This is a genomic window from Pleomorphochaeta caudata (genome assembly GCF_055395745.1).
The window spans coordinates 1,053,316-1,072,874 of the sequence record NZ_AP042458.1 but is presented as its reverse complement, the minus strand read 5'-3'; the positions used below and the strand labels follow the sequence as shown (position 1 = coordinate 1,072,874).

Annotated in this window: 18 protein-coding genes, 1 tRNA gene and 1 pseudogene; 19 read left to right on the top strand and 1 reads right to left on the bottom strand. The window is 26.1% G+C overall.

All coding sequences use genetic code 11. The annotated features are described in order from the left end of the window. Positions 1 to 51: 51 nt before the first annotated feature. Positions 52 to 882: a Cof-type HAD-IIB family hydrolase gene (locus tag ACZ5RS_RS04920; RefSeq protein WP_464638038.1), complete on the top strand. Its 831-nt coding sequence runs from the start codon at positions 52 to 54 to the stop codon at positions 880 to 882. Positions 883 to 952: 70 nt separating this feature from the next. Here ACZ5RS_RS04920 and ACZ5RS_RS04915 read toward each other — a convergent pair whose 3' ends face one another. Next, positions 953 to 2,392: an NAD(P)H-dependent flavin oxidoreductase gene (locus tag ACZ5RS_RS04915; protein WP_464638036.1), complete on the bottom strand. Its 1,440-nt coding sequence runs from the start codon at positions 2,390 to 2,392 to the stop codon at positions 953 to 955. Between the two features lie 270 nt (positions 2,393 to 2,662). Here ACZ5RS_RS04915 and ACZ5RS_RS04910 point away from each other — a divergent pair, with 270 nt between their 5' ends. The 18 genes and pseudogenes from ACZ5RS_RS04910 to ACZ5RS_RS04825 all read left to right on the top strand — a co-directional run bounded on the left by ACZ5RS_RS04910 (position 2,663) and on the right by ACZ5RS_RS04825 (position 19,483). Beyond that, positions 2,663 to 2,911 (top strand): helix-turn-helix domain-containing protein, encoded by a 249-nt coding sequence (locus tag ACZ5RS_RS04910; RefSeq protein WP_464638035.1) that lies wholly within the window; start codon positions 2,663 to 2,665, stop codon positions 2,909 to 2,911. A gap of 435 nt (positions 2,912 to 3,346) precedes the next feature. Next, positions 3,347 to 3,928 carry a hypothetical protein gene (locus ACZ5RS_RS04905; RefSeq protein WP_464638033.1) on the top strand — a complete coding sequence of 194 codons (582 nt, stop codon included), beginning with the start codon at positions 3,347 to 3,349 and terminating at the stop codon, positions 3,926 to 3,928. A gap of 469 nt (positions 3,929 to 4,397) precedes the next feature. Next, the gene (locus ACZ5RS_RS04900) at positions 4,398 to 4,901 is read left to right on the top strand and encodes a hypothetical protein (protein ID WP_464638032.1); all 504 of its coding nucleotides are present in this window, start codon (positions 4,398 to 4,400) and stop codon (positions 4,899 to 4,901) included. Positions 4,902 to 4,911: 10 nt separating this feature from the next. Next, on the top strand, positions 4,912 to 5,658 hold the full coding sequence (locus tag ACZ5RS_RS04895; protein WP_464638031.1) for a hypothetical protein: 747 nt from the start codon (positions 4,912 to 4,914) through the stop codon (positions 5,656 to 5,658). An 18-nt stretch (positions 5,659 to 5,676) separates the two neighbouring features. Continuing rightward, positions 5,677 to 7,185 carry a KAP family P-loop NTPase fold protein gene (locus ACZ5RS_RS04890; RefSeq protein ID WP_464638030.1) on the top strand — a complete coding sequence of 503 codons (1,509 nt, stop codon included), beginning with the start codon at positions 5,677 to 5,679 and terminating at the stop codon, positions 7,183 to 7,185. Further along, positions 7,157 to 7,867, top strand: a pseudogene (locus ACZ5RS_RS04885) (potassium channel family protein). Before ACZ5RS_RS04890 ends, ACZ5RS_RS04885 begins: the two are co-directional and overlap by 29 nt. 212 nt (positions 7,868 to 8,079) lie before the next feature. Beyond that, entirely contained in the window at positions 8,080 to 8,634 is a 555-nt protein-coding gene (locus ACZ5RS_RS04880) for a hypothetical protein (RefSeq protein ID WP_464638029.1), read from the top strand. Continuing rightward, positions 8,634 to 9,782, top strand: coding sequence for a helix-turn-helix domain-containing protein (locus tag ACZ5RS_RS04875; RefSeq protein WP_464638028.1), 1,149 nt, complete (start codon positions 8,634 to 8,636; stop codon positions 9,780 to 9,782). The genes ACZ5RS_RS04880 and ACZ5RS_RS04875 overlap by 1 nt, the downstream gene beginning before the upstream one ends. Positions 9,783 to 10,650: 868 nt before the next feature. Next, positions 10,651 to 10,724: transfer RNA gene (locus tag ACZ5RS_RS04870), tRNA-Arg, on the top strand. A 152-nt stretch (positions 10,725 to 10,876) separates the two neighbouring features. Beyond that, the gene (locus ACZ5RS_RS04865; protein WP_464638027.1) at positions 10,877 to 11,644 is read left to right on the top strand and encodes a tryptophan-rich sensory protein; all 768 of its coding nucleotides are present in this window, start codon (positions 10,877 to 10,879) and stop codon (positions 11,642 to 11,644) included. 42 nt (positions 11,645 to 11,686) lie between these two features. After that, on the top strand, positions 11,687 to 12,664 hold the full coding sequence (locus ACZ5RS_RS04860; RefSeq protein ID WP_464638025.1) for a Rieske 2Fe-2S domain-containing protein: 978 nt from the start codon (positions 11,687 to 11,689) through the stop codon (positions 12,662 to 12,664). Positions 12,665 to 12,678: 14 nt separating this feature from the next. After that, positions 12,679 to 13,938, top strand: coding sequence for a UV DNA damage repair endonuclease UvsE (uvsE, locus tag ACZ5RS_RS04855; RefSeq protein WP_464638023.1), 1,260 nt, complete (start codon positions 12,679 to 12,681; stop codon positions 13,936 to 13,938). Positions 13,939 to 13,953: 15 nt separating this feature from the next. After that, positions 13,954 to 14,649 carry an alpha/beta hydrolase gene (locus ACZ5RS_RS04850; protein WP_464638021.1) on the top strand — a complete coding sequence of 232 codons (696 nt, stop codon included), beginning with the start codon at positions 13,954 to 13,956 and terminating at the stop codon, positions 14,647 to 14,649. 143 nt (positions 14,650 to 14,792) lie between these two features. Beyond that, positions 14,793 to 15,548 carry a GntR family transcriptional regulator gene (locus ACZ5RS_RS04845; protein WP_464638019.1) on the top strand — a complete coding sequence of 252 codons (756 nt, stop codon included), beginning with the start codon at positions 14,793 to 14,795 and terminating at the stop codon, positions 15,546 to 15,548. Between the two features lie 21 nt (positions 15,549 to 15,569). After that, the gene (locus ACZ5RS_RS04840; RefSeq protein ID WP_464638017.1) at positions 15,570 to 16,376 is read left to right on the top strand and encodes a nucleoside phosphorylase; all 807 of its coding nucleotides are present in this window, start codon (positions 15,570 to 15,572) and stop codon (positions 16,374 to 16,376) included. A gap of 1 nt (position 16,377) precedes the next feature. Continuing rightward, positions 16,378 to 17,706, top strand: coding sequence for an ABC transporter substrate-binding protein (locus tag ACZ5RS_RS04835; RefSeq protein ID WP_464638015.1), 1,329 nt, complete (start codon positions 16,378 to 16,380; stop codon positions 17,704 to 17,706). A gap of 65 nt (positions 17,707 to 17,771) precedes the next feature. Then, positions 17,772 to 18,659: a carbohydrate ABC transporter permease gene (locus tag ACZ5RS_RS04830; RefSeq protein WP_464638013.1), complete on the top strand. Its 888-nt coding sequence runs from the start codon at positions 17,772 to 17,774 to the stop codon at positions 18,657 to 18,659. Continuing rightward, a complete protein-coding gene (locus ACZ5RS_RS04825; RefSeq protein ID WP_464638011.1) occupies positions 18,656 to 19,483 on the top strand; it encodes a carbohydrate ABC transporter permease in 828 nt (275 codons plus the stop codon). The genes ACZ5RS_RS04830 and ACZ5RS_RS04825 overlap by 4 nt, the downstream gene beginning before the upstream one ends. Positions 19,484 to 19,559: the final 76 nt, after the last annotated feature.

Sequence of the window (19,559 nt, the reverse complement as noted above, 5' to 3'; positions counted from 1 at the left end):
CCTAGATATTTAATTAATTTAATGATAAAAAAACATTAAAGGATTTATTAAATGAATAATATTAAATTAATTTGTACAGATATCGATGGAACACTATTTAACTCAAAAAGTCAAATCAATAAAAAAGATAAAGAGATGTTACAGAAAGTTTGGAATGAGAAAAAGATTCCAATAGCCCTAGTCTCAGGTAGATTTAAAGGTGGATTAACTTTTATTGAAGAAGAGTTAGAAATTCCTTGTATATATTCTTGTTTTAATGGCTCATATGTTGAATGGCAAGGAAATATAATCCAAGATACTAGAATTGATCTTGAGGATTTAAAAAAGGTAATTCCTGTAATTCAAAAAACGAACTCAACCCCTCAAATCTTTGATTTATTTGATTATTATTTTAATGACGATAATCAATGGGTATCTCATCAAATTAATATGTGTGGATATGAAGGAAAAATTGGAGATTTATTCAAACAAATAGAAATATGGGAAAAAGAAAATTATGCTCCATATAAAATGCTTGCAAAAAACGATAATCCAGAAGAATTAGAAAATACTAGAAAAGCTCTTTTAGATTTAAATCTTAAATCCCTATCAATAGTTCAATCTTCCTCTTTTATTATAGAAATATTTCCGTCCTCTTCTCATAAAGGCAGAACTATTGAATTATTAGCTAATTATTTTAATATTAGCAAAAATGAAATTATGGCTTTTGGAGATTACTATAATGATATAGAAATGCTAAATGAAGCAGGAGTTTCTATAGCAATGGGTAATGCAAAAAAAGAAGTAAAAGAAATAGCAAAATATACAACTGATACTAATGATAATAATGGAATAGCTAAAGCTATAAATAAATTCATTTTTGAAGATAAATACGAAATATAAAAACAATTAATATAAAAAAAAGAGTATGAAGTAAAAATTTCATACTCTTTTTTAATCCTTAAGAAAAAACTTAAAGAATAATTTTCCAAGCAACTAATAATTTTTCTTCCAACATTAATTGGACATTCATTGTACTAGCTTTTGCTTTTTTATATTGCTTTCTTAATTCAGGAATAATTGCATCATTAAATCCCGCTAAAGCTTTTTCATAAGCCTTTTTATAAGCTAATTCAATTTGTAATTTATCTTGATAATTCTGATAGAGTTTATTTAATTTATCTAAAATAGCTTTAAAATTATTTACACTTTCAGCCTTTAAAACTTTAATATAATCAGATTTTAATTCACTTACTAATTCTTTAACCGAAACAATTGATTTAATTCTATAAGCATTAGCTCCAGCAAAAACGAAACCTTTATCAATTTTACCAAGTCTAGCATTATTTAAGGCTATAGAAATACAATAGTTTGCATCATTTGCTTTACAAGATCCTAAACATCTCCAGTTACAAGAGAAATTAAGCTTTTTCCCTTCTTCACTATTTTTAATAAAACTATTTCTTATAGCTCTACCAACCATACCTACTGGGCTTTTAATAAAACCAATATCTTCTTTTTTACAATTAACATAAGCTAATTTAAATTTCTCATCAGCATCACATTCATTTGTAGCAACAAAACGAGTTGCCATTTGAACACCATCTGCACCAGCTTTGATAATTTCATGAATATCTTTACCTGTGTAAACACCACCACCTGCAATTAAAGGTAAATGCTTATTAAACTCAACTTCATATTTCTTTAAAGTTTTTTTAATATCTTTAACTAAATGAGGTAATTGATATTCTTTTTGACTAACTTGTTCTTTTTCAAAACCTAAATGTCCACCTGCTAAAGGTCCTTCAACAACTACTCCATCAGGAACATCTTTGTAGATTTTTGACCACATTTTGTAAATTAAATCACAAGCTCTTGCAGAACTTACAATTGGAACAAGACAAATATTTTTTTCTCTTAGTCTCTTTACTGGAATGTTTTTAATAGGCAATCCCGCACCCATAAAAATAACATCAACAGCTTCTTCTATTGCAACATTAAGCATTTCTTTAAAATTATTAATTGCAACCATGATATTAACACCAATAACACCATCAGTCTTTTTTCTAGCAATTCTAATCTCTTCTCTAAATGCTCTTTCACTTGCACCAGCTCCGTCTTTAAAATAATCTTTATCCAAAAGACCAATTCCATTAGCAGCTATAACACCAACACCACCTTCGTTGGCAACAGCACTAGCTAAAGATGAAAGAGAGATACCTACTCCCATTCCTCCCTGCACAATTGGAACTTTTGCAACATGATTTCCGATTTTTAATTCATTAAAATCATATTTTTTTGAATTGGGGATTTCAATTTGATTTATAATTTTTTTAATTGAAATGTTACTTTCAACTTTTTGAGTCAATTGTTTTAAATTAGTTTTTAAACAATCTAATGATAATGACTTCATTTAATTCTCCATTATTACACTGTTTTTTAAATTTATGTGTATTTATAATATATAATACTATTTTTACATTTTTTTGGAAAGTGTCAATAATAAAAAATATTAAAATTTAAAGAAAAAAATATCTTAAACTTAAAAAAGGATTATTTAGCACTTATAATTAATATTTACCCGATAAGGTAAAACACATTTTTTTACCTTTAAAGGTATATTTCGTGTTTTTACCTTCAGGGGTATATTTACAAACAACTTTTTCTAATCATATAATAAAATATGAGAAATAGAATAATAAGAGCACATGTCCAAATGGGACCATTACTAAAAGATATTCGAAAATCAAATAATTTTACACAAATACAATTATTTGAAGAATCTGGACTATTACCTAAAACAATCTCAGCTTTAGAAAATGGAAACATAAAATGTACAATTGAAAGTTTTATGAATTTTATTCAAGCTTGTGATTATCATATTGAACTTGTAAAAAATGAAGATCCAAATGATTCTGAGTTAGAGTGGTAAAAAAACTTAATTAAAACGTTGTGGTTAAAGTATAACACCTTAAAAGCTCAACACTCTAGAGATAAATCTCCTAGTCTTAAATATGCTTTTCTAATTGTAAAATCATAAAAAAACTAATAATAAATATCTATTAATTGTACATTCTTTAGTTAGAGTAAAACAAAAACCCAAAAAAATATTAAAAATTTTGCTGATAAATTATGTCATGTTGAAAAAAGTCATTTAACCTTTGAAAGAATTATTGATTCTCTACCAATTGAAACAAATGATAATAAAGCCCAAATATCATAAATTTCTATAACTATTAATATAAAAAAATATACACAATTGAGAACAAATCGTATATAATATAATCGAAAATTTGTTATAATGTTATATACCTATTAATAATAATACAACAATTTTTATTAGCTAAATAAATTTTGGAGCAATAAATTGAAAAGAAAAATGAGCTTACTATGTTGTTTATTATTTTTTATGAGTAACTTATATGCTATTTCAATTCTAGATAATAAATTATATTTTGATTATCCTTCTAATATGGAAATAAAAGCATCTAAGATTGATTCATCCTTTAACGATGGAAAAATTGTTTTTCAACAAAAAAGTTTGAATAATGAAGCTTTTAATTCCCTAGATCAATATGCAAGAATTATTATTGAAATAAGTAAAGCAAGAGAACTAGTTCAAGATCTTTTTAATAATATTGAACAACTACCAAAAAATTTAATTGATCAATTAGATTTTACTCTAGAAAACTTCACTAAAAGTTCTGAATATCGAATAATAGACTGGTATCCAATACAAATTATTAATATTACAGGAAATACAAGAGCAATAAAAACCACTTATGTTCGGGAATCATTAAAAGGAAAAAATTTTCACGTAAAAGTAAATACTTATACATTTTTAATTGATGAAAATTTTATCATAATAACTTGTTCATACCGGATTAATGATTCATACAAATATGAATATATAATTAAAGATTTTTTAAAATCAATAAAAATAAATTAATAAAGGGAACAAAATGATACCATATTCTTTAAGCACTTTTTCTATATACTTGACATATAAAATAATTATTCTTCTTTTGCCATTCATTATACTAGGAATAATAATTATAAAGAAAAAAATAAAAATTTCATTTAGCATAGTATTTGCTTTAATAATTAATTATTTAACTTGTTTTTCCATTTTTTGTACAATTTGTTATTATCTTTTTTATAATTCTTATAATTCAGCACAATATAAAAACATTAAGGGTTTAATATATATTCTTCTAATGTTTTTATTGTTTACCATTTTTTCAATATTAATTATCAAAAGCAAATCAAACAAAAACAAATTATTCATTATAATCTTACAGTTAATAATAATTTGTAGTAGTATTTTTTACAATATAAATATTTTTAACACTAATAGAATCATTAAAACTAAAACTAGTAATCAAATAAATAATATAATCTGGGAAGGAAATGAGAAAATGGACGAGTCTGAAAAACTAAGCGTTTTAGAAAAAATGCTAAGAGAAGATGAACAACGTCAATTAAATTATGAATATTATGTTCCCCCTAAAGAAACGATACTTTTAAGAACGTTTATTCCAAAAAATAAAAACAATCTTGAACAAATTTTTGATTATAATCGCGAATATGGGATGAATACTGTTATATCAATAGCGTCATCACAAATAAATAAGTATACGAATATTGATTATGACATTATTTTTGATTACCTAGAAATTAACAAAGAATCAGTATTTGGCAAGCATACATTATACTTACCCTATTACAAAGCTGTAATATTTCAAATTAAGCATCTATATTATACAAATCTATTTAATTATTTATCAAAATATAACTTTAACAAAGAAAAAGAAGAATTTTATTCTAAATATTACAAGATTTGGGAAAAATATAATTCAATTCAGACTTATTTCCTAAATACTCTTGAAGTAGTATTACAGAATAACATGAATTCTTTATAAAGGTCGTTTTATGATTAACCCATTATTATCAAAATATATTTTATATGATGCTTTAATAATTTCCCTAAAGATTATATCTATTGGTGGGATTATTGGATTGTGTATATATTTGATTAAAAATAGATTAAATAGCACTGAACAAATACTAATAGATAAACAAAACACTTCAAATATTTCATTCGAGGATAGACAAAAAATAATATGTAACTATCTTTCGAATGAGCAATCATCAGAAGAAATAAGAAATTTAATAAAGAAATGGATTCCACAAAGTTATTATTTTACTTTTTTTGCAAATGGAAAAACCTATTATGAAAGACCTTCAACCATTATTGATGATAAAGGTACTCATGAAATGGTACAAATTAGAGAAGCATTATTTTATAATAAAACACATTTAATATTTTTATTTGAAATAAATCTAATTTTAGAAAAATTAGTAAAAAATAATATTTTATTTTTTTGGCATGACAAAGATAGAATTGGGGAAAATGAGCCACTTACACTTAAAGTTAATCAAACTAATAAAAACACTATAAAAAATATACCTTCTTCATTAAATTCAAAAATCCTTTTTTCAATATTAACTAATCAATATTTTATCAATGAAGAAAAGTTAAATAAATTTATCGAAAACAAATATAAAACAGATGATGAAATCAAGGAATCAAGAGATAATAAACTTTATGTAATTGCTATAATAGCAATAATTGTTCCAATAATTACTGTAGCACTTCAATTCATTCAAAATAAATAACTATTAGGAGTAAAAAATATGCCAGAAGAAAATAAAGAATTAAATTCAAAAGATAATTCTTTCCCAGGAATATTTGAAGAAAGAAAAATATTTGGAAGAACTCTTATTAAATTTATTGAATCTATAAAACCTAAAAACATAGATTATCCAAATCATCCTGAAGATACAGAAGATACTAGAGTTATTAGTATTGATGCGGATTGGGGATTTGGTAAAACAACTTTTATAAATGTATTAAAAAGAGAATTAGAAAAAAAGAATTTTACTGTTTTTACCTACAATGCTTGGGAAAATGATTTAGAAGAAGATCCTCTAGCCTCTTTTGTGAGAGCTATAATACCTCAAATAATCAGTGCACAAGATGAAAATTTCGATGACTATAAAGATTATCAAAACAAAATGAGTACTTTTATCTCTGTAGCAAATTCTGTTATAAAATTAGCTACTGAAGCAACACCAATTATACCATCAATAGATTTACTCAAAATAAAAAAAGAAATAAAAGAAAATAAAAAAGAAGTCTTTAATAATGAATCTGTTGCTATAAAATGCGCAATGGAGATATCACAAACGACCAAATTAAAAAATGATTTTATTAACGCTTTAGATAAAATAACACCAAAGAATGAAAATAAAATAATAGTTCTGATTGATGAATTAGATAGATGTAACCCAACCTTTGCCATCGAACTATTGGAAAGAATTAAACACTTCTTTAACTCTAATAAATACTTGTTTATATTTACTATTAATTCAAAACAATTAATTAGTAGTGTAAAAAAAATATATGGAGATGGATTTAAAGAATCAGGATATTTTAGAAGATTTTTTGATTATGAATTTTACCTGCCTCAACCAGATATTTCTGAATACTTTGAGATAACTAGAAAAAATATTGAACCTATTTCCCCCAATAATATAGATTTTATCAAATGTGTTCATGCCGCAATACCCAAAGATTTTTCTTTAAGAGATTATGAAAAAATTAATAAATCCATTAAAAAAATCCTTATAATACAAGGTGATAAGGAATTAACAAAAAATGAAATTGCATTTTTAACTATTGGATTAATTATAAATTTTTTAAACAAAAAAGCTTTTGTTTCACTATTTGTAAGAAAGGAAAGTATATCAATATCTACTGAGGATTCTCTTTTTAAAAAAAGAGTTTTCAATTATAAATCAAGAACTGATAATATAACTGAATTAAATACCAATATATCAGATGGACTTAATTCTTTTTTACAGATTCAAAAAATAAATTATGAAATGCATCAAGATTTTAAATTTCAACACTACAATAAAATTAGTATTAATAATACAAATTATACTTTGAACTTTAATACCTTTCGTGATCCTTCTAAACCTGGAAATTCTATTTTCAATATAAATAAAATAACTATAAAAGAAAAATCACTAGTCATTGATCAAACATTTGATATAGATAAATTAATTAATTTACTAACTTTTGGATATAAATCAAAAAATATCAAAGAGAATGAAAATGATATTAACAAAACTATATGAACAAATTAACAATGACAAAGCCAAATTAAATCCATATTACAATGTATTTATGTTAATAGTAATAATATTAAGTCTAATAAACTTAGTGTTTAAAACATATTATACTATTTTAAAATACGTAGATTATCTTACTGTATCAATTTTTATTATTGATTATATTTTAAGGTGGATAACATCTAATTACTCATTGAAAAAGGGTTTTAAATCATACATCATTTATCCATTTACACCATTGGCTATTATAGATTTATTATCTATAATTCCGACTTTTAATATTATTCCACGTACTTTTAAAATATTTAGGGCTTTTAGGATTACAAAGCTATTAAGAGGATTAAGGCTTTTAAGAATTTTTAGGATTTCTAGAGAATTACAATTATTATAAAATATTTTTAAAAAAGAGAAAAACGCATTAATTTCATTTGGTATTTTAGCTGCTGGTTATATTTTTATTACTGCTTTAATTATTTTTAATGTTGAACCTGATACTTTTAACAATTTTTTTGATGCTATCTACTGGGCCACTGTATCATTAACAACAGTAGGTTATGGAGATATTTATGCTAAAACTACAATAGGTAAAATTATTACAATGCTCTCTTCTCTATTTGGTATAGCGTTAGTTGCTATGCCTGCTTCAATTATTACTGCTGGATTACTTGAAGAATTAAACAAAAAATAATAAAAGCTTTAATATTTTTACCAATTAAAATAATGAGAGTATAATCATTACAATATTTTCTATAAGGTATTTAATACAAAAAAATTGATTCATTTTATTAAAAGCTAAAAAATTGTAACTATGCATGAAAAAAGTTTTTTAGTTTATTCTCTTTACATTTTTTGCTAAATATTGTATTTTTTTTATATATAAAATAAAAAATAGGTGAACACATGATGGATTATTTAAAAGATACAGAAAAGAAAAATTTATTAAAATGTATTTCAAAGGCTTTTATTGAGACTAATTATCAATTTAAAAATAATACTCGTTTATCATTCATGGAATATAATGATTATGGGAGAATATTAAGAAGTTGTATTTTGTATAATCTTACAAAATATTTTTCTGGCCAAAGTCTCCTAAATTCTAATAGAAATCATGAATTTTATATTTTCTCAGTTTCATCAGGAGAAACCTTTACATATAAAAAAATAGATAATTCATATAATCCTATTTATATTGAAGAAGATATGCTTTTCCCTGAAGCCTCTATTCCTAGAACAACTATTAGAAAATTTAATCAATTATGTGTTAAAGGAAAAAGAACCATAGAAGAAGTTTACTTCAAATTAAAAAATGGGGAACAAATTCCACTATTTAATTCAAAATATGAGAATATAAATGAAATAACTAATTTAGATGAAAATATTATTATTTCTACTCCTTCATTTAATTTTGAATTAGATGAAAACAATCTTGATATTAATACAATTGAGGCAAAATAATGGATAACAAATTTATTCCGTCTAGGCTTACTGATGCAAGAATAGAAATGGGATTAACTCAGACTGAATTAGCAGAAAAATGTGATAATTGTTCAAGAATTACTATTTCTAATTTAGAACACGGATTTTCTGAACCAAAAGATTTCACTTTACAAAGCATAAATAAAGTATTACAAAAATCAATTAGTTATTATTATACTCCTGAATCAACTGATATTATTGGAGAATCACCAATTATTTTTAGAAGTTTTAATTCAAAAACAGTTCTTCAAAGAAATCAAACAATGATTATAAAAAAAAAGATTGCATCAATTGTTCAATATATTTTTTCGCAGCTTAAGGCTCTCCCAATAAATATTGATGAAAAACTATTTATTGAAGATCCTCTAGATTTAGAGGATAATAAAATTGAAGACTTGGCTCTTAAATTACGTCATTATTGGCAACTCAATAATAATCCTATTAATAATTTGGCTGTAATAGTAGAAAATAATGGCATTATTTGTTCATCTATTTCTTTGCCAAGTCGAATTGACGCTTTTAATTTTAACTTTTCTTTAAAACACAATATGCAAAAATGTATTGTCATTGTCTATAAAAAAGATTCTTCCTATTTTAGACAACGCTTCGATATAGCTCATGAATTAGGACATATTTTATTACATTCATTTCTAGATGAAAATGAAATCCAAATCAATCACAAAAAATTAGAGAATCAAGCTAATAAATTTGCTTCAGCTTTTTTAATGCCTTCCAACGAATTCAAATATTCAATACATAATTTAAATTTTCCAAGTTTGATTGAAGCAAAAAAATTATGGGGAGCATCTCTTGGCGCAATTATATATCGATTAAAAGATTTAAAATTAATATCTGAGAGACAATATAGAAACCTAAATATTGAAATTTCAAGAAAAAAATGGAGAACTATAGAACCCTTAGATAAAGAAACACAAAAAGAAAAACCATATTTAATTGGAGAAGCGTTTAAATTTTTATTTAAATCAAATTATATTTCCCCCATTGTTGTATCAAGGCAAACTGCCTTATCTTTTGAAGAATTAAATAACTTTTCAGGAATATATGATTTATTTAAAATAGAACAATTTTCATTTAATTTTGATATTAACTATAAAAAGGATATATAATTAATAGAATAAAAAATCTCAATTATTTAGCGATAATTGAGAGATTAAACGAACTATGGAGTTACATTATCGTTGATAATATTACAAACTCACATTGTATACAGGCGTTTAAAACGTAATCTCTTTAATACCACTTGTCAATATTTTTTCTTGATGTAATTTAGCTGTTTGTTGCTCCATAGCACCATATAGATTTGGAAAAGCTTATGGAATTTTCACCAAAAGTAGATCCTAATAGACCTCATTATTTTATTTTTAGATCGTCTATTACAGTCAAAAGCAAAACATATTATACAAAAGACTATGGGCCTTGAGCTTTTAGGATACCTATATAAGGAATACTAACTAAAACAAACAACTTTGGCTTAGCAATTCTATGCCAAATACTAATTAAATTTTAAAGGAAAAAAATATGGCAAATAGGAAATTAGAAGCTACTAAAAAAGTAAAAAGTGAATTGAACATTGAATTTAGAAACAAAGAGACAAATAAGCGACTTAACAGAGGAGTACAGTTGCAAAAAAAATAGATAATGGTAAATACAATAACTATGAACATTACAGAAGAAAAGACATCCTAGTAATTCGTAGTAAAAAAAATGGAACGCCTAATGATAATTTAGGGTAAATCAAATCAAACTACTATAGCTAAATAAACTATTACAGTTATTATATAATTACTATAAAAAAATCAATAAATATATTTATATACATAAAATAATTTGGTTGCACTTTTATATTTTCTTTGGTTGCACTTTGGTTGCATATTGCAATTTTAGTTTAATTGACACTAATTCTCCAATATGGTAATTTAACGCATAGGCGCAAATAACAACCAATTTATGTGAATTGCAATTATTAACCAAACGGCTTCGTTAGCTCAGCTGGATAGAGCACTTCCCTCCTAAGGAAGGGGTCGGACGTTCGAATCGTCTACGGGGCATTTTTCTTTTTTCTATAAAATCTATTAAATATAGTTTCCTTATTATTATTCTAATAAATTATTCCTAAACAACAACTTATGTCCATTGTAAAATAATTTAACTACAAAAAAATACATTATGTGCTATAATCGAACTATATGGAGGCAAGATTATGAGAACTATAAACAAAATATTTGTAGTATTAACATTTGTTGCAATGATTGTAATAAATGTTCTAGCAAACACTCTTCCAATTAATGGTGTTGATACAGGTATGATTTCAGATGCTTATCCTAACCTCTTTGCACCTGCTGGAATTACTTTTGCAATTTGGGGAGTAATATATTTTCTATTACTACTATTTACTATTTACCAGCTAGGGATAATAAATAAAAATGATGAAATCAGTAACGAATTATTAAATAAAATTGGCACTTTTTTTATAATTTCTTCTATTGCTAATTCAGTTTGGATTTTTACTTGGCATTATCAAATAATCTGGTTATCCATGATATTTATGATAATTATATTAATTTCTCTTATTAATATAGTTATGGCGTGTAAAGAAGAAAGACTAAGTGCAAAAGAGAAATTTTTTGTAAAAGTTCCTTTCAGTATTTACTTTGGTTGGATTAGTGTAGCTACTATCGCAAATACCACAACACTATTAGTAAGTTTAAATTTTAAAGGCTTTGGAATACCTGAATATATTTGGACAGTAATAGTTATTATTATTGGTGCAATTATTGGAATAATTACTCTTTTATATAACAGAGATTATTTCTATGGATTAGTATTTATCTGGGCATATATTGGCATAATTATCAAACATATAACAGTTTTCAATAGTATGTATACTTCAGTTATTGTAACAGCTACAATCTGTATTATCTGCTTTATCTTAGCTGATATCTATGCAATAACAAAAAAAGAATATTAGTACTACATATTTTATTATAGACAATTTTAATAGGAGTTCTAAATGATAAGAAACCAATGGTACGCTATTTTAGATTCAAAAGAAGTCCCTAAAAAAGGTATTATAGGTGTTACTAGACTAGGTGAAAAGTTAGCTCTATGGAGAACCAAAGATAATGAAATTGCTTGTATCTTTGATCAATGTTGCCATAGAGGAGCTTCAATTAGTAAAGGTAAAATTGTTGATGATCATGCTCAATGTCCATTTCATGGATTTGAATATGATAAAAATGGTAAAGTCCAAATAATTCCAGCTAATGGAAGAATAAAAAGTGTTCCACCTCGATACAAAGTAAACGCTTATGTTGCAAAAGAAAAATATGGTTTTATATGGTTATATTGGGGTGAAGCTACAAAAGATCTTCCACCAATTCCTTTCTTTGAAGATTTAAAACATGGCTTTAATTATTCTCAAATAAAAGATCTTTGGCCTATGCATTATACAAGATGTATTGAAAACCAAATGGATGTAGTTCATGTACCCTTTGTTCATCACAACACTATTGGCAAAGGAAACAAAACTATTGTTTATGGACCAAAAGTTAAGTGGGAAGGGAATAAATTAACTTGGTATGTAAAAAATATAGTTGATGATGGGAAAACAGAAGCAAAAAGTGCATCTGAAATGGGAGATGAAAAATCTTTATTTTCACTTCAACTTATAATGCCTAATATTTGGCATAACATAATAGCAGAAAAAGTTAGGGTTTTTGCAGCTTTTGCTCCAATAGATAATGAAAACACAATGATTTATCTTCGATTCTATCAATCATTTATGCCTGCTTGGGGAATTAAGCACTTCATTGGTTTTGTTGGTAAGATTTATAGCAAAGTAATTCTTAGACAAGATAAAAGAGTTGTTATTACTCAACTTCCAAAACACTCAGAATTAAAAATGGATGAAAAATTAATTGCTGGGGATAGACCAATAGCAGAATTTAGAAAGAAAAGAGATCAATTAATAAAAGAAAATAATAATTAATATTAGGAGAGAAAATGGCAATTGGATATGCATGTATACATCTAGGCAGTGCAAATACTAAATTATCAACTTTATATATTAAAAATTATGATGAAGATAAAATCTTCCAAGTTATTGAAAATAATCTAAATGCTTTAGATGAAATAATCCACTATAACATTGAAAACAATATAAAATTATTTCGTATAAGCTCCGATATTATTCCACTTGCATCTCATCCAATAAATAAAATTCCTTGGTGGGAAATTTTTGAGTCTAAATTAAAAGATATTGGGGATCTTATAAAAGCTAATAATATAAGAGTCACAATGCATCCAGGTCAATATACTGTTATAAATTCACCAAAAGATGAAGTTGTAAAAAATTCAATTGAAGAATTAAGATATCATACAAAATTCCTCAATTCACTAAATTGTGATAACTCAAGCAAAATAGTTCTCCATATTGGCGGGGTTTATTCAAAAAAAGAGAAAGCAATTGATAGATTCATTAGTAACTATAAAAATTTAGATAAATCAATTAAAGATAGACTTATAATAGAAAATGATGATAAGTCATATAATATTGAAGAAGTTCTTTATATTTCATCAAAAACAAATATTCCTGTTGTTTTTGATAATTTGCACCATAAACTTAATCCTCCCAAAAACAATAGCCTAAATGAATATCAACTTATTGAAAAGTGTAATAAAACCTGGAATCTATACGATGGTAAACAAAAAATTCATTATTCTCAAAGTGCTAATAATTATAAAAATGGAGCTCATTCAAAAACTATAAATGCTAATGAATTCTTATCTTTTTATAAAAATTTACTGAACAAAGATATTGATATAATGCTTGAAGTAAAAGATAAAAATCTTTCTGCAATCAAATGTAATTTATTAACAACAAGTGATAAAAAAATTAAAAACTTAGAAAAGGAATGGACTAGATACAAATATTTTACTCTAAGTGCTTCACCTCAAATCTATAACCAAATTAGAGAATTATTAAAAGAAAAATCAAAATATAATGCTTTAGATTTTTATACTCTTATTGAAGAAGCTTTAGAAATTGAAATGTCTAAAAAGAATCAAATTAACTCTCTTCAACATATATGGGGTTATTTTAAAAAGGATGCAACAGAAGAAGAAAAAACTAAATTCTTATCATTATTAGAATCTTTTAAGAATGATAAAAAAACAATTAATTCTTTAAAAAATTACTTATATAAACTTTCATATAAATATTCAGTTGAATATCTTTTAGATTCTTTATATTTTTATATTTAATTAAAAATAATGCTTATGAAAAAAAATACTTTAAAAAAAATCTTACTTTCTATTTTAGCTTTTATTATAATTATCTTTTTAGCTTTTATAATTTATGCTAGCAATTACTACAAAGCTGATGAAAAAGCTAATTCAATATTAGAATCTGAAAATGTAATTCAAGAAAATAATTTAACAATTCTTTTACCAAATAAAGATATGGATAAAAAAATTGGATTAATTTTTTATCCTGGAGGAAAAATAGAAGATATTGCCTACCTTCCATTATTAAAAGAATTATCAAATAAAGGGATTACTTGTTATCTTGTAAAAATGCCATTTAACTTAGCTGTTTTTAATATAAATGCTGCTGATAAAATAATTGAAAAATATAATGAGATCAATAAATGGTACATTGGAGGACATTCACTAGGTGGTGCTATGGCAAGTAGCTATGTAGAAAAAAATTATAATAAAATCTCTGGTTTAATTTTACTCGCTGCTTATCCAATAAATAATGCGATAAATAATGTTCTTTGCTTATATGGATCAAATGATATGGTTTTAGATAAAACTAAATTAGATACAGTCCAAAATAAAATTGAAATCAAAGGAGGAAACCATGCCTTCTTTGGTAACTATGGCAACCAAAAAGGAGATGGGACTCCAACCATAACTAGAGATGAGCAACAAGAATTTGCAATAAAACAAATTATTAATTTTATTAATTAATTAAATATATAATTATTTTTTTATACATAACTACTTAACTTTTTTCAAAAATTAAAACTTGACAGACTAATAATCATAAGGTAATCTTCAATTGATGTTAGACGTTGGACGTCTAAACACTGGTGATATATAGGAGATATTAAATGAAAAAAGTTGGCCAAAAAAAACCTTTATATGAATACGTACAAGAAGAAATTCTAAATTTAATAAAAGAATGGGATAATTCACGCCCAATACCTAGTGAAGCAAAACTATCAAAAGACATGGGTGTAAGTAGAAATACGGTAAGAGAAGCTATACAAAATCTTGAAAAAGCTGATGTCTTAATAAAAAAACATGGAGTTGGAACATTCATTAATAAACAAAGTGTAAATGTTGTTACAGCATTGAATAATCTACACGGAATTCAAAAAATTGTTGCATCTGAGGGAAAAACTCTAGAATTTAAACAAAATCAAATTGATATTGTTTTAACTGACTCAGAAATTGCTTCATATCTAAAGATAAAGAACAATCAAAAAATAATTAAAATCGTACAAACCTATTTAGCAGATAAATCAGAAATAATAAAAGGGATTTGTTATATAAATCCTAAAATTTACAATAATGATGCAACAGCTTTCCTTTCTAAAATTGAAGGTAGCAATGATACAAAAACTAATATTTTTAATTTAATTGAAAATTTTACTGAATATACAGTTGATCATGCAATAACAAAAATATCTGCTGTTGCTGCAGATGAAGAAACAGCAGAATCTCTATCAATAAAAATTGGAAAACCAATTGTTCAATTAAATGAAACATATTTTGATGCAAATGGCACTATTTTAATGCATTCAATTGATTTAATTGATAGTGAAAATTTTGAATTACTAGTAGTAAGAAAACGATCGTTATAAAAAAAATTCAAGGAGGATTTAATGGAAAATTGGATGGAAAAGATTGATTATGGTAAAGGAACCGGCGTCGAAAACAAGTCCCAATACCATATTCAATGTAAAAAAGGAGACATAGCTCCTATAGCTATTGTACCAGGAGATCAAGGAAGAGTAAAAAGAATTATTAAATTTTTAGAAAATCCTACAAAAATTGCAGAAAATAGAGGCTTAATAACTTATAAGGGAACCTATGAAGGAATTCCTGTCTCTGTTACTTCTACAGGAATGGGAGGACCGGCCGCAGGAATAGTATATGAAGAACTTATTAATCTAGGTGCAAAAATTTTGATAAGAATTGGTAGTATGGCTGCAATACAACCAGAAATAAATCGTGGAGATATTTCAATACCAATGGCTTGCGTTAGAGATGATGGGTTAACTCAATATTATGTACCTCAAAATTACCCTGCAATTGCAGACCCAATTCTATACAATAATTTAATAAAAGAAGGTGAAAAAAGTAATATCCAAATTCATACAGGTATTAACTGGACACATTCTGCATTTTATTCTCGTTCAAAAGACTACTTTTTACAATGGACAAAAAAAGGCGTAAAAACACTCGAAATGGAAGCTTCAGCTTTATTTGTTATTGGAATGCTGAGAGGAGTCTCAACAGCAATGATTGGAACTATTTATGAAAATAGATTTAATCAAACTGAAAAAAATGACATGGATTTATCAGTAAAGAATATTAATGACCAGCTTATTGAAAAAGGAGTTAATGCATCAATAGAGATTGCATTAAAAGCTGCAATATCCACATATAAACAAAAATGGAGAAACTAATATGAATTATAAACAAATAACAAAAAATATATTTTCAATTTTAATTTTATCAACAATTCCTATCTTATCACTTATTGCTAATGGTACTAATGAAAATAAAGAAATTGAACCATTACAATTAGTTAGTGAAAGAGGAACTCACACAGAAGCTTGGAAAACAGAAATGGCTCCATTTGAAGCTGAAACAGGAATCGATTTAGAAATAACTCAACATCCATATGCAAACTATTTTGATCAACTAATGCTTAGTTATACAGGAAATCAAGGAGAATATGATGTTCCTTATATTTCTCTACTTTGGTACCCAACTTTAGCAAACGCTGGATATATTCAACCTCTAAATGAATTTATAGAAAATGATTCTACTTTACCTGAAGATATGCCAGGTTTACAAAGTGCTAAGATAAATGGGAATTATTATTTTATACCTTATATGAATGAAGTCGGAGGAATAGTTTATAGAAAAGATTTATTTGAAGATGAAACAGAAAAGAAAAACTTCAAAGAAAAATATGGCTACGAATTAACACCTCCAAAAACATTAGAACAATATAAAGATATTGCAGAATTCTTTACTAGACCTCCAGAATTATATGGAGTTACCTTAATGGGAAAAAGAAGTATCTTTTTAGCAACACATTTTATGAATAGATTATGGGCCAATGGTGGAAATCTTCTTGATGAAAATTATGAACCAATTTTTAACAATGAAATTGGTGTAGAAAGTTTAGAACAAGTAAAAGATTTCTTTAATTACTCAAGTCCTTCTTCTTACTCATATGATTTCCAAGAAGCTTTGACTGAATTCAAAATGGGTAAAAGTGCAATGGCAGAATTATGGACTACAGCGATGTTCCATGTTGATGATCCTGAAAGCTCAAAAGTTGTAGGCAAAGCATCATTTGTGGGCTTCCCAAAACCTGAAAATGCTATTAATGAGAAAAGACCTAGATTATTTATCTCTTGGGGTTTTGCAGTTTCCGATACTTGTAAACAAAAAGATAAAGCACTCGAATGGATAAAATATGCAACATCTACTGATGCTTTAGCACAAACCGCTCATCTTGGAACTATCCCAACAAGATTAAGTGCTATGAATAATACTCAATTAATTGAAGAATTACCTTGGATACCTCAATTTCAAGAAGCTTTAGATACTTGTATCCCAACCCCAATGGTACCTCTAATTCCAGAAGGAATGTCTATTGTTAATGGATTCATAGCTCCAATGGTATCTGAATATATTTCAGGTAATGGATCAGCTCAAGAATTATTATCTGAAGCAGCAAAATCAACTAAAGATTTATTACAAGAGAACGGATACTACTAAGAAAGGAATACTAGAGAAGCCCTCTATATATAATATGTAAGGCTTCTCTAGGTTATGGAGATTATATGAAAAAAAATAGATTACAAAATAAAAGAGAAGATCTTTTATATCTATCACCTGGACTTATTGTTCTTGGAATAATTTTCGTCATTCCTTTATGTTATGCAATAGGCATAACTTTTGTGAAATGGACTTTAATTAGACCTGAATTAGGAATAAAATTTGTTGGATTAAAAAACTATATTACCGTATTAACAGATCCATTCACCTATGAGGTTTTGGCTAGAACTCTATTATTTTTAGTTTTTGCAGTAATTATTGAAATGATATTAGGGCTCCTTATTTCAACAGTATTAAATTGGGGTTATTTTGGACACTCATTAATACAATCAATTTGTTTAATTCCTTTTATGATGGCTCCAATTGTTGTTGGATTTACTTGGAAATTTCTTTTAAACAATACTTTTGGGCCAATTCCAAAATTACTTACAAATATTGGTCTAGGTTCAATTGTTGAAACCCCACTACTGGCAAATTCAAAAACAGTAATGCTGATGTTAATTATTGTTGATGTTTGGCAATTTACACCATTTGTAGTTTTAGTATTACTAGCAGGGATGAAATCATTGCCAACTTCTCCTTTTGAAGCAGCTGAAGTAGATGGTGCAACAGCATGGCAAAAATTTAGGCATATTACCTTACCTTTATTAAAATCATCAATATTGGTAGCACTAGTTATGCGAACACTAACAGCACTAAGAGTTTTTGATACAATTAGTATAATGACTGGTGGGGGCCCAGGATCCTCTTCTGAAATAATATCATACTATGGTTATAGATTAGCTTTTCAATCTTACTCAATGGGATTAGCTGGGACTGTGGGAATAATAACTATGCTATTAGCATTAGGATTAACTATTACTTATTTAAATAAAGTAGGAGTAGATTCATGATAAATAAAAAAAATAATACAAAACAAAAAATTATTTATTTCATAGTAGTAATACTCTTACTAATATGGACACTATATCCTATTTCATGGATTGGTTTAGTTTCATTTAAACCAAAAAGTGCACAATTTTCACCTAATTGGTTTGGATTTATACCAACTTTAGATAATTATGCTACTTTCTTTTCTAACAAAGTTTTGTTAAAAAGTTTTTTTAATAGTTGTATTGTTACTGTACTTTCAGTAATTGCTGGCTTAATTATTGGGACCCCTACAGCTTATGCTTTAGCAAGATTCAAAATAAAAAATAGCCCTAAAATTTTGTTATTTATTTTATTAGCTAGAATGACTCCACCAGTAGTATTAGTCGTACCATTCTTTTTGATTGCAGTAAAATTAAATATTTCTGACACATATATTGCATTAGTTATTATGGGAATATTTTTATCATTACCATTTGTAATATGGATGATGAGAGGTTTCTTTTTAGATATTCCATCATCACTTGAAGAATCAGCAATGATTGATGGTTGTAATAGATCTTATGCATTAAGAAAAATTGTATTACCTCTTGCTGCACCAGGACTTGCCGCAACCGCAGTACTTTCTTCCTTATTAGTTTGGAATGAATTCTTTTTTGCCCTAATATTAAGTGGAAAAAATACTCAAACATTACCGGTTTTAGTTAATTCATTTGTAAGCGAAAAATCAATTGATTGGGGCACTATGAGTGCTGCTGGAATAATCACGGTTTTACCATTAATAGTATTTGGTTTACTTTCTCAAAAGCATCTTGTAAGAGGCTTAACAATGGGAAGCGTGAAATAAAAATTTTATTAACAATAATCAACTGCAATTTTATTTGCAGTTGTTTTAATTAATTGAGACACACTACATAAATATT

Excerpts from the sequence above, each read along its gene's own strand:
- ACZ5RS_RS04830 (WP_464638013.1), top strand. The coding sequence starts at position 17,772 with ATGAAAAAAAATAGATTACAAAATAAAAGAGAAGATCTTTTATATCTA.
- ACZ5RS_RS04900 (WP_464638032.1), top strand. The coding sequence starts at position 4,398 with ATGGACGAGTCTGAAAAACTAAGCGTTTTAGAAAAAATGCTAAGAGAA.
- ACZ5RS_RS04880 (WP_464638029.1), top strand. The coding sequence starts at position 8,080 with ATGATGGATTATTTAAAAGATACAGAAAAGAAAAATTTATTAAAATGT.
- uvsE (WP_464638023.1), top strand. The coding sequence starts at position 12,679 with ATGGCAATTGGATATGCATGTATACATCTAGGCAGTGCAAATACTAAA.
- ACZ5RS_RS04850 (WP_464638021.1), top strand. The coding sequence starts at position 13,954 with ATGAAAAAAAATACTTTAAAAAAAATCTTACTTTCTATTTTAGCTTTT.
- ACZ5RS_RS04875 (WP_464638028.1), top strand. The coding sequence starts at position 8,634 with ATGGATAACAAATTTATTCCGTCTAGGCTTACTGATGCAAGAATAGAA.
- ACZ5RS_RS04835 (WP_464638015.1), top strand. The coding sequence starts at position 16,378 with ATGAATTATAAACAAATAACAAAAAATATATTTTCAATTTTAATTTTA.
- ACZ5RS_RS04890 (WP_464638030.1), top strand. The coding sequence starts at position 5,677 with ATGCCAGAAGAAAATAAAGAATTAAATTCAAAAGATAATTCTTTCCCA.
- ACZ5RS_RS04840 (WP_464638017.1), top strand. The coding sequence starts at position 15,570 with ATGGAAAATTGGATGGAAAAGATTGATTATGGTAAAGGAACCGGCGTC.
- ACZ5RS_RS04825 (WP_464638011.1), top strand. The coding sequence starts at position 18,656 with ATGATAAATAAAAAAAATAATACAAAACAAAAAATTATTTATTTCATA.
- ACZ5RS_RS04910 (WP_464638035.1), top strand. The coding sequence starts at position 2,663 with ATGAGAAATAGAATAATAAGAGCACATGTCCAAATGGGACCATTACTA.
- ACZ5RS_RS04845 (WP_464638019.1), top strand. The coding sequence starts at position 14,793 with ATGAAAAAAGTTGGCCAAAAAAAACCTTTATATGAATACGTACAAGAA.
- ACZ5RS_RS04860 (WP_464638025.1), top strand. The coding sequence starts at position 11,687 with ATGATAAGAAACCAATGGTACGCTATTTTAGATTCAAAAGAAGTCCCT.
- ACZ5RS_RS04915 (WP_464638036.1), bottom strand. The coding sequence starts at position 2,392 with ATGAAGTCATTATCATTAGATTGTTTAAAAACTAATTTAAAACAATTG.
- ACZ5RS_RS04920 (WP_464638038.1), top strand. The coding sequence starts at position 52 with ATGAATAATATTAAATTAATTTGTACAGATATCGATGGAACACTATTT.
- ACZ5RS_RS04865 (WP_464638027.1), top strand. The coding sequence starts at position 10,877 with ATGAGAACTATAAACAAAATATTTGTAGTATTAACATTTGTTGCAATG.
- ACZ5RS_RS04895 (WP_464638031.1), top strand. The coding sequence starts at position 4,912 with ATGATTAACCCATTATTATCAAAATATATTTTATATGATGCTTTAATA.